Genomic DNA, 14,570 nt, shown 5'->3' on the forward strand with positions numbered 1-14,570 from the left:
AAGGTAGCGTCAGGCACGTCGAGGTCTTCCGGATGGGCTGTGTGAGAACTCCCATCATCGGAAGGCCTCGACACTCATCCCGGTACCGACGCGCCAGCCCTCCCTACACCCTGATCTGTGAAGAGCCCTCAAAGACCTTCATTAATGACCCGATGTAGTCATTCATATTGGCAGTGACAAATTCCCCGACGGGCACGCCCAGCAGTGCAGATACCGACTTGGGCGCACGTTGCGAGTGAAGTTCTCTCTCGAAGTGCGGTACGACGCTCCGTGGCATCCAGTGCTGGCCCTCAGACAGCACGACTGAGTGTGAGTTGAGGAGAAGTCCGGCGTACCTCTTTGATCTCGCGATCTCTTCGCTGACCGCTTCAGGCAGGAGATCGAGGCGAATCGGGGAACGCAGTGATGCCCTCCCCGACCGTGCGCTCTCCGCGATTCCAAGGACGGCGTTGACGTCGAGCCGGAAGGTCGGGACCTTCTGCGAGGTGTGCACGGACACCAGCACACCCCGCGCGTAGATGTCGCGGAGGTCGCGCTCGAGCGGGGACGACGGCCGGACGGCCAAGATGCTGGTCCGGCCGCCCGCAGCTGCCGGGGCGTCAGCCAGGTCCTCCTGCTCCTCGTCCGCCGCTCCCTGGGTGTCGATGGGGAACAACGCCCACGGCGCCGACGGATCCTCTGCGGCAACCACGCCGAGGCTCGGTTCGTGCACGCCATCGACGTTCGCCGGGACACCCTCCTGCGCAGCGGGCTCGTCCTCGGCCCGCACACCCTCGACGAACCGGTTCCACCGGGCCGCCAACTCCGCGACGACCTCAGGCTCAACCTTCCCGAATACCGGCTGCTCCATCTCGCGAACACGACCCACGTCCGTCGACAGGTCCCACACCCGCACGAACCACTCGTCGACCGCCACCCCCATGTCCTGGTCGACATCGACGATCGCGGTGAAGGCCAGAGGGGACCCTGACCGCCCGGATCGACCGATCGCCAGACGGTATGCCCCGTCGGCCTGCCCGGCGTCCGCCAGAACCACGCTCGGGAAGCGGCTGTCGCCCCACGGCGCCGCCAGGACTCGTATGCCCGACCCGGTCGTCTGGAGCAGCGCTTCTTCCACCGCGAGCGCAACCTCGAGTCCGCGAACGAACCCGCTCCTGAGGACGATGACGACCTGCAGCGCGGTGTCGCGGAGCAGGTTGACGAGGTCGTGCTGGTGAACGCCCTCGGCGTCCACGACGGCGATCGCCTTCTCGGCCCGACCGAGGACCTCTCGCAGCGCATCCGCCGGTGGCGCAGCACCGGTCCCATCCTCAGCGACGTCGCCGATGAACCTGCTCTCGCGCACTCCTGGTCAGCCGTCCGCCAGGAGCGACGACCGCTCCCCCGACCACGACACCGCCAGCACGTCCCGCGCGCGGGTCGCGGCCACATACAGCAATGAGCGCTCCCTCAGCATCGCGTCCTGCAGGTCCGCCTCGCTCGTCTCGTAGTCCTTCATTCCCGCCGGCACGGCACCCTCCCGCACCCCGAAGAGCAGGACACGTGCGAACTCGGTGCCCTTGGCGCGGTGCATGGTCATCACCACGGGACGGCCCGCCCTGATCGACTCCCGGTCCACCGCGCGCACCTCAACGCCGCGCTCGGCCAGCCCGTTGACGACCCGGTCCCGCTGGAAGCGGTCGCGCACGAGCACGGCCACCGTCTCGGGCACCACCCCGTCCTCCGAGGTCCATCCGCCCACGAGCTCGGCAGCCTGGTCGAGCTCATCCGTCAGCGTGGCGCACGGCAGCACGCGCGGCACCGGCCCGGAGCGCGCCGAGCGATAGTCGTCGTGCTTCTCCTCCTCGCCCTCGAGGTCGCTGTAGTCCGCGCCGTCGAGGACACCCATCGCCCATCGGAGGTTCTGCTGGGTGGTGCGGTAGTTCAGCGTGAGCCGCCGTGACCGTCCGCGCGTCTCGATCCCGTAGTGCGACAGGGTGATCTTCTGCCCGTAAATCCGCTGGTGAGAGTCCTCGGCGATGAACAGGTCGTCGTCCCCCGGCGCGACGAGCGCGCGCAGCAGCTGCCAGTGTCCTGGCCCGAGGTCCTGCCCCTCGTCCACGAGGACGTGGTCGTAGGGCCTGGCGGCGTCCCCCCGCAGGTCGAGGTATGCCGCCGCGACGCTGGCGGCCTCCGCGAAGTCCAGGGTGCCGTGCGCCCGGGCCGCGGCACGGTAGCGCTCGACGACCGCCCACACCGCGGCGCGCTGTCCACGGCTCAGCGAGACACCACGTCCACGCCGCGGCACCCGGAAGTACTCGGCAGCGCTCGTGATCCGCCGCGGCAGCACCACGGTCGTGTACTCCGCCGCCATGAACGCGGGGCTGCGCAGATGCTCGGGCAGTTCGGCCCCGACCGCCTCTATCGCCTCCCGCCACGCGTCGTTGCCGGTCCGCTGGAGGACATCGACGGTGTCCGCCCCGAGGACCAGGCCCGCAGCCTGACCGACGTCACGCCCCGCCTCGACCAGGACGGAGCGCGCCAGCGAGTCGATGCCGGCCAGCCGCACGCCCGCCTCGCCCAACCCACCGGCGATGGTCACGTCCGGGTCCAGCCGTCCAAGGTCACGCTCCAGCGCCGCGGCCAGGTTGGTCGTGAAGGTGGTGAGCAGCACCCGCGCCATCGGACGGCGTCGCGCGAGCGCCCGGGCCCGGTGCAGCACGACCACGGTCTTGCCCGTGCCTGCCCCGCCGGTCACCTTGGCGGGTCCCTTGTACGCCCGGTCGACGAACTGCTGCTGCAGCGGGTGCAGGAAGATCCGCCACGCGGCGAAGTCGCTGTCCTCCACCACGCGGCGCAGCTCCTCGTCGTCCTCGATCCACGCGAACGACAGCCGCCCGGCCGGGTGCTGCAGACCGCGCAGCAGGCGCTCCTCGTCGCTCCCGCTCATGTCGACCTCGGTGTCGAGGCCCAGCTTGCTGCGCACCTCTTCGACCGGGGTCCCGGCGCTGAGGTCGATGAGGGCCATCGCCTGCCACTCAGCGGGCGCGGCCTCGGCCAGCTCCAGCACGGCGTCCTCGTCGGTCACCGCCATCGCGCGGGTGGCGAAGTCCTCGTCCAGCCCGAGGTCGGTCAGGTGCTCGACGGTGATCCCGTATGCCGCCAGCAGCGCGGGCGCATCTGTTACCACCGGGGGCGGGGACGGGGTCGCGACAACCTGGGCCGGTGGTGGCGCCGAAGTCGAGGGCGTAGCGGCCGGCTGCGGGGTCTCACCCGCTGCCGGCTCCACCGTGCGGATCTCCGCGATGCCCGAGATCGGGTTCACCCGCAGCATCGTGCGCTCGGCGACCCGGATCGCCTCGTCGTGCGGCCAGATGCCGTGGAAGACGTAGGTGCTGGTCTCCGCCGTCGTGATCTTGAAGAGCACGGCGCGGTAGCCCTGGTCGACCCGCCCCGTGCGCACGCGCTCGTCGGCGGCGTTGGAGATCGGCTCGATGTGCAGTCCGGGCCGGGTGTCGTCCTCGGACAGCTTCTCAAGGAAGGCGTAGGCCTTCTTCTTCATCACGGGCTCGAGCGGCCGCTCCTGCTTGGCCATGACGATCGTGGGCATCAGCGTCCTTCCGTGGCGGCGAGCGCCGCTGCGATCATCTCGGGGTCGGGGAGGACCACGGTCCAGGCCTCGGCGCGCAGGTCGGCCTCGGCCTCCGGGTTGCTCTCCAGGAGCACGACGATGCGCTGCTCGGTCCACACCATGTCGGCGGGCACGCCGTCCGCGAGCTCGACGCCGACCTCGGGCGCTGCCACGCCCAGGGACGCGAGGCTGACCGCGAGCTCCCTCTCCTGCGGGGTGAGCTGGCCCTCCAGCGACGCCCACTCCCCCACGAGCAGGTGCTCGTCGCTGTCGACCGTGGGCGCCTGCACGACCGCCTTCCCCACGGCGGTCCGGGCGGTCACGACGACGTTGGACGGTCCCGACGCCAGAGCATTCCCCAGACGCAACCACTCCCGCCACGACTCCTTGTGGGTGGCGCCGGCCACCGCTGCGTCCCGGTCGTCGACCATCACCACCGTCTCGACACCCGTCCCGAACCGGCTGAGGACGACGAGATGGTCACGGCGCCACACGAGCCCGGAACCATCACCTAGGACGGGCTCTCCGTCAAGGAGCTCGGCCGCGACCTCCGCCAGCGGCCGGTCGGCGGGCATTGCCACCCCCTCCGACTCAGGCGCGAGGACGAGTCCCAGCGCCCCGCCGAGAGCCGAGCGCGGAGCGTCGTCGTAGGGCCGCTGCAGCCGTCCCAGCAGCATCGACAGCGGCCCGCCCCGCAACTCGTCGACGGCGCCCTGGCCGATCCCCGACCCCGGCGAGCCGGCCGGCTGAGCCAGCAGCTCGGCCACCACGTCCTGCCGCAGCCAGTCCGGGCCCGGCCCATGGCCGACCGTGGCCTGCAGGTCATCGTGCGTCACGGCGAGCACGTGCACGCCCTGGTCCCGCAGGGCCGACCGTTTCACCGCGTCGTCGCCGATCCGGTTGTGCGCCGGGCTCGCGTGATAGGTCCAGCCGTCGGCGAAGACCGCGACGGGGGCGACGTTCGGGTCGTCGGTGCGCAGCACGAAGTCGGGCTTGCAGCCGTGCATCAGCACCTGGGGCGAGACACGCCATACCCGGTCCTGGCCCAGCCCGGTGATCGTCAGCTCGTTGCCGGTCGGTCCGGGCTTCTCCTTCACGGTAGCCCCGGCGGCGGCGAGGCGGTCGGCGAGCACCCGGCGGAAGAGCAGCTCGAGCACGGACTCTGCGTCGGTGCTGCCCACCGGTCCGTCATCGACCTTCCACCGCATCACGTCGGCGTCGAGGTCCAGGGAAGTCTCGTCCTCGGTCAGGCCGAGCACCCCGCGCAGGTGCCGCTCGGCGGAGACCCGGGACAGGTGCTCGACCCCCAGCCCGCGGGAGTAGGGCAGGAGGCACCGGTAGCAGGAGAGCCGCCCCTCGTCCCGGCATGGGCACTGCTCGACCACGGCGTACGCCTTGACCAGCAGGCGCCACACCCGTTCCGGAGAGGCGAGGTCAGCGAGGTATCCCGTGCCACCCGGCACGAGGTCGTGCAGCAGCAGTGCGTCACGCACCTCACCCGGTGATCCGCCCGGCACGGGCGTGGGCACCGTCTCCACCTGCAGGTGATCCGGCGCGCCGCCGATCTCCTCGCGCAGCCCGAGCAGCAAGGACGCGGCGAGGCTGGGTACGGCGAAGGAGTCCCCCAGCGTCGCCGAGACGGGCAGGGTGACGACGACGCCCTGGGTGCGCAGCTCGCGGGTCAGGGCCACCGTGCGGGTGTCTTCGGCATCGGCACCCCGGTAGCGGCACCAGGGGCGGTGCTCGTCGCGGCTGTTGTGGTCCGCGGTGGTGTCCAGACGCCCGCACCCGGCGCAGACGCGGAAGAGGGACGTGGCCACCGGCCGACCGGCGACCTGCCCGTTGACGACGGCGCCCCGCGACCGGTTGCCGACGTTGACCCACCGCAGGTCCACCCGGCGGTGGTGCGCCACCCCGAAGTCGCCCCCGGCCACCTTCCACTGGCGCGTGATCGACGCGGGGTCGAGGTCGGCGGCCGGCACGACGGTGAAGGTCGCCCGGGTGCGCTCGTCGCGCTTGTCGTCGATGAGGTCACGGTCGCGCCGCACCTCGGAGTAGACGTGCGTCAGCCGCACGACGTCAAAGCGCTGGCTGGTGTCCGCCAGCTGCACGCTGCCGCAGCGCGGGCAGGCGCTCGGGCCCGCGACGCCCTCGGCGTCGACCGCGTAGCCGCACTGTGCGCACCAGACCCAGGACCTCACGTCGGCCCCGTCCTGCCCCAGGTCGATCCCGTCGATCCGCATGGCCAGGCCGCGGGTGTAGAAGGTGGCGCCGGGCGCGAGCTCGCGCAGGGCCTGGGCCGAGGCGCGCTGCACGGTCTCGCCCTCGGACTCGTACTGCCCGGTCTCCGGGTCCACCCAGGTGACCCGCGCCTCGAGCGTGACGATGTCGTCGAGCAGGGTGTAGTTGGGCAGGATCCCCCGCTCCTCCAGCGCGCTGACCCAGTGCTGGTGGCGGAGCCTGGACAGGTCCTTGCGGGTGAGCCGCTCCGCCGCGACCGCCGAGCGGTAGTCGCGCTTGTCGTCGTCGGACGCGGCAGGGCTCTCGGCCGTCGCGCGCAGGCCCGGCAGCGCCTCCTCGATCTCGCCGCGCCGGCGCTCCAGCGCCTCCTCCGACGCCGCCCACTCCTGGCTCGCCCGGTGCACGAGGCCCGCCAGGGAGTCCCCGCCCGCCTCGTCACGCTCGGGGCCGGCCCAGGCTCGCAGACCCGCGACGACGTCGGGGTCCAGCCCGTCGAACGCACCGAGGAAGCTCGCCAGGTAGTGCTCGGACCGTCCCTCCGCCTCGGCGACCACGTCCCCGAAGAAGGTCCCCGGACCCGAGGACCGCAGGGCGTCGACCGCACGCTTGGGCATGCTGCGCTCGCCGCTGCGGGCGACGGCGTCGACGATGGAGGCGAGGTACTGCCGGCGCAGGATCTCCTCGGCGTCCAGGTACGTGGCCGGGGGACGCACCTGCCCGTTGATGACGGACAGCGGGTTGCCGAGCCGTGGCAGCTGGTCGCCGCGGCCGGTGACGAAAGCGAGGTTGAGGGCGTTGCCGGTGAGGCGCCCGGCGCGCCCGACCCGCTGGAGGTACTTGGCGACGGAGTCGGGCAGCGAGGCGAGCATGACCGTCGACAGGTCGCCGATGTCGATCCCCATCTCCAGCGTCGGGGTCGCGACGAGGACGTTGGGCGCGTCGGGCGTTGGCCGGGAGGCCTTGAAGCCGTCCTCGATCTCGCGCCGCTCGTCGTCCTCCAGCAGCCCGGTGTGCTCACGGGCGACGACCCGCCGCATGTCGGCGGAGGCGTAGAGCCTGCGGTAGAAGTTGTCCTCCCTCGGTGCCGCGTGCTGGCGCCCGGAGCACCGCACGACCGTGCAGGGAGCACCGTCAAGCTGGGCCACCACCTCGGGTGCGGCGGGGGTGTGGTCGCGGCAGAGGTCGCAGACCAGCAGCGACCTGGCACCGTTAAGGGCACCGACGTCGGCGGCCTCGATCACCACGTTGCCGGGGGCGATGCCGTATGCCGTCGCCTTGCTCTGCGTCTCGGTGGCGGTGAGCACGTCCTGGGCCGCGAGGGCCGCCAGCAGCTGCTCGGCCAGCTTCGCCCCGTGCTGGGGGTTGACGCCCAGGCACTTGACGGCCCATCGGGCGTACCAGCTCTGCGGGGACCGGACGGGGTCCAGGAGCAGCTCCTGCTTGCCCGTGACCGCCGGTCCGACCCGCGGGAAGGCGGGCGCGGAGCGTCCCTTGGGGAAGGCGGGCATCCCGCCCTTGGGGCGGCCGCCCCAGATCCGGTAGCGGCTCCCGTCCTCCCGGACGTACTTGCGCAGCCAGTCGTGGTCGATGCCGCCCCGGTGCCGCACGTGCTCGAGCGTCCCCCGGACCCAGGCGGCGAGGTCCGCGGCGGCGACCTGCGCGACGGGGAGCAGCTCCTGCTCGTCCCGGTCCAGCACGGACCGGGCGATCGACACCAGTCGGCTGGTGGGGCCCGCCGCGACGGAGACGACGATGGACCCGGTGGCCTCGAGGGTTCGCCCGAAGGCCGACTGCAGGCCGACCTCGAGGGACGCGTCGAGCAGGAGCCGCTTTTTGACGCGGTCGCGGTCCCGGCCCGACACCAACTTCAGGGTCGATGCCGACCAGAACCGGTCGAACGGCTCGAGACGCAGGCAGTCCGGCGGCACCAGCCGGTAGCGACGGAAGGGATCGTCCCCCGCGTCGTTCAGCACGTCGTCGACCAGGCTCTCCAGGGTCGTGGGCGCAGTCCCGACCGAGGACCGCAACGACGCGCGCAGGGTCATCGAGTGCGACCGCGCCTGCACGAACCCCGCCCGGTGCGCGGCGTCCTGGACCGAGTCGGTGAAGACGAGCGACTTCTTCTCGCGGGCGTCCAGGGCAGGGTTGCCGAAGAGCACGGACAGCGTCACCGACAGCAGCGTCGCGACGGCGCTGCCGAGGAAGCGGATCCCGTCGGCCTGCTGGCAGGACGGGCAGTCGTCGGCGCGGGTCCGCTCGTCGGCGTCCCGGCCGGTGCGGGTCAGGACCGGCAGCACCCGCCCCGCCCGCAGCTCGGGGTCGTCCTCGTCCGGGCGCCGGTCCAGCAGCCGGCGGCCGGTGACCGAGAGCCAGCGCAGCCCCTCGACCGCTCCCTCGGGGCCTGCCTCCAGGGCTGCCCGCTCGTCCTCCGCGGGGGCGTGCAGCAGCGCCCGGAAACGGCCCTCGCGCGCCATGTGGTCGGCGCGGATGCGCGTGTCCTCGGCCGTCAGGTCGTCCCCGACGGCGGCGAGCGTGACGCCCCAGCCGGAGCGTCCGCAGTGCCGGCAGTAGACCGCCGGGAAGGTCTGCCCCACGCGGTCGTCCTCGCTACCGACCCAGGCGCCGTCGTCGCTCCAGTGGAAGGCGGGCACGGCCGAGGCCACCCGGTCGATGCGGGTGAGCTCGCGCACCCAGAAGTTGAGCTCCACCCCCAGCGCGTCCCGACCAGACTCGGCCCGAGCGTGGGAGAGCGCGGCAATCACGGCCTCCACGGCGCTGACACGCAGGGCGTGCAGGCGCCCGTCAGGATCGGGGCGGAAGACGGCGGCCACCAGGGCGTCGTAGCCGACCGCGTCTCCGGCGACCTCCACCAGGGCTCGGACATCGGGATGCACCCGCACCAGGTCGAGCGGGTCCACGTCACCCACCGGGCCCTCGTGCAGCGCGGCCAGGACGACGTCCGTCAGCGACGCGGGATCCTCCCGCAACAAGTTGGCGCGATCCACGAGGTCGGCGAGCTCTGGCTCGGAGAGGTCGTCAAGCACGCGGTGCTGCACCTGGGCCTTGCCCGTCCCCTCATGGGCACCGGCCGCCCACTCCTCGGCCGTGAGGCGGCTCTCGGTGACCACCGCGCCGGGGTCGAACTGCTCGCCGAACACGGTTTGCGCGAAGGACAGCATGACCGCCGGGTCGCCCTCGTCACCGAGCGTCGCCGACGTGGCCACCGGCGTCAGCCGGCCGAGCGGTCGCGCGCGGTCGGCATCCGTGAGGTCCGGATGGTTGTCCGGCCAGTGGCTCTTGAGGGCGATCCCGAGCCGCCGCAGCAGCATGGCGACGTCGGTGCCCTGGGCGCCGTCGTAGGTGTGGAACTCGTCGAGGACGAGGTAGGTGAGGGACAGTGCGCTCTGCTGCCACAGGCTCTGGTCCTCCGCACGCAGCAGGAGCTGGTCGAGCATCTTGTAGTTGGTGAGCAGGATGTCCGGGGCGCTGTCGCGGATGACGGCCCGGTCGGTGATGAGACCGGCGGGCGACACGGTGGTGCGGGTGCCGGCCTGGTTGCCGGTGTACACAGCCGCCGTGACCGAGGAAAGCGCGGGGTCGGTGGTGAGGAGCGCGGTCAGCCTCTTCGCCTGGTCGTCGGCCAGCGCGTTCATCGGGTAGAGGATGATCGCCTTCGTGCCCCGCACCCCGTCCCGCTTGGCCCGGAGCACGTGGTCGAGGATCGGGTGCAGGAACGCCTCGGTCTTCCCCGAGCCCGTCCCGGTCGTCACGAGCGTCGGCAGCGGCCGCTCGCCTGCGCCGGTCCGGCCGAGGGAGGTCAGCCGCGCGTAGGCCTGGGCCTGGTGACGGTATGGCGCGAACGGGGGTCGCCACTCGAGGTGCCGCTCCCACCCCTCCTCCGCGGGCCGGAACGGCAGCCGCAGACGGAGGTACGGTCCTTTGAAGATGCCGTGCTGCGGGTCCTCGAGGAACTCCCGCAGCGCACGGCGCGGCTCCGCATCGGCGAGGGCAAAGGTCGTGGTGAGGTAGTCGACCAGACCGTCGGCCAGCTCACGAGCCTGCAGCGTCGGGAGGAGCTCGCTCACGCCATCACTCTCATCGCCGCCAGCCGCCGTTCGAACTCTGCGTATGCCGTCCGCATGTCAGCCTCGCGGTCCAGCGTGCCGAATGGCAGCTCGTAGGTGTATGCGACGCCGCTGCCTGGATGGACGGCAGTCCGCTCCTCCTCGCTGAGCCGGTCACCCCTGGCCCGCCACGTCGTCAGAACGCTGTTGGGCACGAGTCTGCCGTTGGCATCGTAGGTGTAGTCACGCTGGTCGTACCCGTGCAGGACGGCGAACTGCGTCCGATAGATCGTGCACAGGTCGCCGATCGGGACATCGAGCATCAACGCGACGAGCGCGTCGATCTCCACCTGTGCGTTCCGTCGGTCAACCGCTTTCCGTAAGGGCGTGTCCGAAGTCCACTCAGGCTCTACCGCACCCGCTGCGTGCTGACGCAGCACAGGGGCGTCATCGAGGAACGCACCCGTCCAGCAATCGTCCCACAGCGGTGCGTATGCGTCAGTCACACAGTTAAGGCGGAGGTTGCGGAGGAAAAGTCCATTGATGAGCGGATGACTCATGTCGACCATCGCCATGCGGTTGATGGTCCCCGCGCGAATCGTGGACTTTGGTGCGGCGCGCACCGCGAAGTCGCTGAGAAGTGAGCCTAGGACACCACTGACGCCGACCAGATCCCTCGTGCCGTCGGAAGAACCCGCTGAGAAGATGCCGTCCACGTGGGCCGCTCCGGGCGGAATGATGGCAGGGATCAGCGTTCGCTCCCCCGTGTTGGCAGCCATACATCGCCAAGCGACCCGGTAGTGATCGCGCGCGGCGATCTCACCCTCTTCGCCCCAGTGCGTGTAGCGCGCGTCGTACTCAGCACGCGACCCGGTCGGCTTGTACGACGTCACGGGAAGGGCGTCCTTCGCGAGCTCCTCCAGGTCGACCGACGACCAGTCCTTGTTGCTTTTCAAACTCTTATTCGGAGACTTGTAGAAAGGCGTAAAAACGTGCAGATGCGGCCCCTGCAAGATGGCGTCATTCCATGTCCCCTCACGCCCCCATCGACTGACGAAACGGCCCTTTTGGCGATCTGTTTTTTCGTTCCACCCTGCGCTAAATTGCAGGCCTAGCGTGGCCATTCGGTTGTGCTGCGCCATTATTTCAATGGTTCGACTCGCAGCAACATTCACGGTGTAGACCATCCGAGATGCGGCAGGGGCGACCGATGCTTCCTCGAGTACTGCTTTCCACGTCGCAAGCACGTCGTCGGTGACGTGCTGAATCCGGCCGAGGTGGGGCCGCACGTCCCAGTGCCCGTCATGCTTGGACCCGGGCTGCGGACCGGACCCATCGTGGGAAAGAGACCTCAGGACGGTTTCGGGTTGGTAGAGACCGGCCGCCTGCAGGAAGTTCACCGACGTCTGCGGGGCCGCGTAGACGTGGACTCCGAAGGTGACCAGATTGTGGATCTCGAATAGCCGCATCTCGTTGATGAACTGCCAGTGGCGCCGAAGACGTGGATACGCCACGCTGCGAAGGAGCTGACCCTTCTCGTCGGTGAAGTGAGTCTCCGGATGCACGAGAGCTGACACCCCGTCCGCCGCGCCATGCTTCCACACCTGCGACATGAAGCAGCGGTAGAGATCGGGCCGCAGCCCGTCGAGGACGGGGTACGTCCCGACGTCACTGACGAACTCGCGCAGGCAGATGGTCTCCGCCTGACCGTCGACGAACAGGTCTCGGATAACTGGTCGAGCGAGTGTCGCCCGCTCCATCGCTTGACGTTCGTCCTCCGTAGGCCGGTGTGCCAGCTGCCACCACGGATCACCCTCCGCCAGGAGCGCGTCTGGGTCGACATCGGGTCGCACCCAGGGCGGGTTCCCGACCTGCAGGTCAAACCCTCCTCGCGAGAAAACGGTGGCGAAGTCCAGCTCCCAGTGGAAGAAACCCTGCTGCTGGGCGACCCGCTCGCAGACCTCGAGCCAAGGGTGTCGCTGCAGCACCTCCACCACCCGCACTGCGCCGCTGTAGATGCGGTCCTGCTCCTCGGCCTCACCCAGCTGGTCCCATTCGGTCAGGTCCTGGAAGGTGTCCATCCAGCCCCGCCTATGGTCTCTGGTGTCCTTGCCCAGCAGCATGGTGAGGGCGTCGAGCCACTCGTCGAGGGACGGCGGGTCGACCTCGGTCTCGGTGAGCGGCCAGAACCATAGGGCGCACCAGGCATCCATCACCCGGCGCAGCCTGCGGTAGGCACCGTCCTCGTCCGCCAACGACGTCTCGATCTGCTCACGGGTGACGGCGTGCCTCTCGGGCGCCTCCTCACGACCCCAGAGGTCGAGGCTGCGGCTGGACTCCTGCTCGGCGATGCGCAGCCGGCGGAGGCTGATCTGCCAGAGCTGCTCGGCGCGCTGGGTCAGGCCCAGGAGTCTGTCGGCCTGCTGCTTCGTCGGCTTGCGGCGCACGGAGGAGCGCCACGTCTTGAGGGCCCGCACCTCGTCGTCGGCGAGGTCGCGCACCGACTTCGGTACCTCGACCGCCGACCCCCAGCCCTGCGCCGGAAGCAGGAAGTGGTGCACCGCGGCGTTGACGGCGTCTCCGATGCCGCCGGTCTCCATCTCCTGTGCCAGGTCGGCAAGCGGGACGTCACGAGGGGTGGACGTGAGCCACGCCTTGGCTCGCACGTCCGCGCCAGGGTAGATGGCGTGCCGCGCACCCACGAGGGAGTTGCCCCGCCTCAGCCGGAGTCCGAACCACGGTGCCTGCAGACCCTCGACCATCGTGTCGAGCCACAGGGACACCTCGGCGAGCTCGACGGCGGTGGCGTTGAGGTCGACGCCGTAGACCTGGTGCAGGGCGATGTGCGCCTTGACCCGCTGCAGCTGACGCGGGTAGTCGTCGGGGTCGATCCGACGGTCGAGCTCCTCCTGGCGGCGGGTGAGGTACTCCCTCGCCAGCTGGTCGACGGCCTCGAGGGCGAACGCCCCGGAGCCCAGCGCCGGCTCGCAGACCGTCAGGCCGAGGATCTCGTCGGAGCTGGTGCGGGTGTCGTCCTGGTCGAGCAGCTCCTCCAGCGCCTGTTGCACGGTGAAGCGGGTGAGCACCTCCGGGGTGTAGTAGGAGGCCGACTGCTGCCGCTCCCGGCCGGCGAGGCGGAAGACGAACGACCCTTTGGGGTGGCGGACGGCACGCGCCTCCCCGGTGTCGGCGTCCACCTCGCGGACGAAGTCCTTGTCGTCGAGGTGGCCGGCCCGGTCGACCGGGACCACCCAGGACCCCTTGGCGGCGTCGCCGCCCTTGGCCACCTCGTACAGGTCCTCGGTGGCGAAGAAGCCGGTGTAGGACATGAGGCCCTCGTAGACGGCGCCGAGCTGGTTGATGCCGAGCTCGACGTAGGAGATGAAGCCGCGCTCGCGGCCCTTGCGCTCCTTGCTCAGCAAGAGGTGGCGCAGGACTCGCTGGACGGCGTCGTTGCCCAGGCCCACCTCGTCGATGAGCATTGTGGCCTGCGGGCGGAAGAGGTCGGCGCGCAGCGGGTCGAAGCGCAGGCCGTCCGCGCCGGCTGAGGAGCGCTCCTCGGGCGGCCGGTGCCCGGTGTCGACGAGCCGGGAGAGCCGGTGCAGCGACTCGTAGAGGTGCGTGCCCTGCCGAGAGCGCTGCTGATGCAGGTCGACCAGGGTCAGCTCCCGCAGCCGGTCCAGCCCGTAGCCGGCGTCGTACTCGCTCGCGCCGGCAGGGAGCACGCCCAGCTCGGGCGAGGCCTCGGCATACAGCAGGAAGAGGATCCGGTAGAGGTAGCGCAGCGACTGCACGGCCAGCGGCTGGGCCTGGTCTGCCGGGAGCGGCGGGAGGCCCTGCGCGCGGCGTCGGGCGACGACCTCGTTGGCGATGATCTCGATGGAGCGACGCACGCCCTCACGCAGGTCCTCGGACACCCCGACGGTGTGCTTGACCGACTCCTCCAGCACGGAGGACCACCACACCGAGCCGTCGGCGTCCGGGCCGAGGGAGCGTGCCTCCAGGCAGGTCAGTGCCCGGTCGATCTCTCCCCCGCGCTTGGCGTCGTTGCGCTCCGCGACCAGCAGGAGGTCGACGGCGAGGTAGCGGCCCTCGGGCCAGCGCTCCTGCTCGGCGAAGAGGCACCAGCGGCCGGCGAGCACCAGCACGAAGGCCGGGGCGTCGTCGCCGACGAACAGGGCGGAGAGCTGGCGGGCGACCGAGGTGACGGTCGTCCCGTCCTCGTGCTCGACGGGCTCGAGCAGGGAGTCCGCGTCCTTGGCGAGCACGTCCTCGACGGCAGAGACCGGCTTCGCCCGGAGGATGACCAGCGGTGCGGCACCGGTCAGGCCGGGGGACGAGACGGTGGTGACCGGCCCGTCGGTGGCGAGGACGAACTCACCCGTGCGGTAGCCGAGGACCTCGAGGAGGTCGGCATACAGCGACCTGACGTCACCGTCGTCAGCGGTGCCCTCCTCCCCCAGCGCACCGAGGCGCCGCTCCAGGTCGGCGCGGCGCTCGGTGAACCGGGAGCGCGCGGTGGGTGCCTCCTGCTCGTCCCAGTCCTTGCGGCGGGCCAGGACCTGGGCGTGGAAGGACTCGTTGCGGGCATCGGTCGTGAAGTGGTGCTCGCTGATCCAGTCCTCGCCGACGACGAAGGCGTCGCTGATGGCCAT

The 14,570-nt window shown here is 70.7% G+C and carries 4 protein-coding genes; all 4 read right to left on the reverse strand.

Annotation, left to right across the window (positions count from 1 at the left end):
• Nucleotides 1-103 precede the first annotated feature (103 nt).
• Genes ACI3ET_RS00005 through ACI3ET_RS00020 form a run of 4 tightly spaced genes read right to left on the reverse strand, consistent with a single transcriptional unit; the run spans nt 104 to nt 14,570 of the window.
• Nucleotides 104-1,345 (reverse strand): hypothetical protein, encoded by a 1,242-nt coding sequence (locus ACI3ET_RS00005; protein ID WP_405030835.1) that lies wholly within the window; start codon nt 1,343-1,345, stop codon nt 104-106.
• Nucleotides 1,346-1,351: 6 nt separating this feature from the next.
• A complete protein-coding gene (locus tag ACI3ET_RS00010) occupies nt 1,352-3,589 on the reverse strand; it encodes a 3'-5' exonuclease (RefSeq protein WP_405030836.1) in 2,238 nt (745 codons plus the stop codon).
• Nucleotides 3,589-9,936: a DEAD/DEAH box helicase gene (locus ACI3ET_RS00015; protein ID WP_405030837.1), complete on the reverse strand. Its 6,348-nt coding sequence runs from the start codon at nt 9,934-9,936 to the stop codon at nt 3,589-3,591. Before ACI3ET_RS00015 ends, ACI3ET_RS00010 begins: the two co-directional genes overlap by 1 nt.
• Nucleotides 9,933-14,570, reverse strand: a complete 4,638-nt coding sequence (locus tag ACI3ET_RS00020; protein WP_405030838.1) for a class I SAM-dependent DNA methyltransferase — start codon at nt 14,568-14,570, stop codon at nt 9,933-9,935. The genes ACI3ET_RS00015 and ACI3ET_RS00020 overlap by 4 nt, the downstream gene beginning before the upstream one ends.

The organism is Ornithinimicrobium jinqii, assembly GCF_045032595.1.
Taxonomy (GTDB): domain Bacteria; phylum Actinomycetota; class Actinomycetes; order Actinomycetales; family Dermatophilaceae; genus Ornithinicoccus.

Excerpts from the sequence above, each read along its gene's own strand:
- ACI3ET_RS00010 (WP_405030836.1), bottom strand. The coding sequence starts at position 3,589 with ATGCCCACGATCGTCATGGCCAAGCAGGAGCGGCCGCTCGAGCCCGTG.
- ACI3ET_RS00020 (WP_405030838.1), bottom strand. The coding sequence starts at position 14,570 with ATGGCCATCAGCGACGCCTTCGTCGTCGGCGAGGACTGGATCAGCGAG.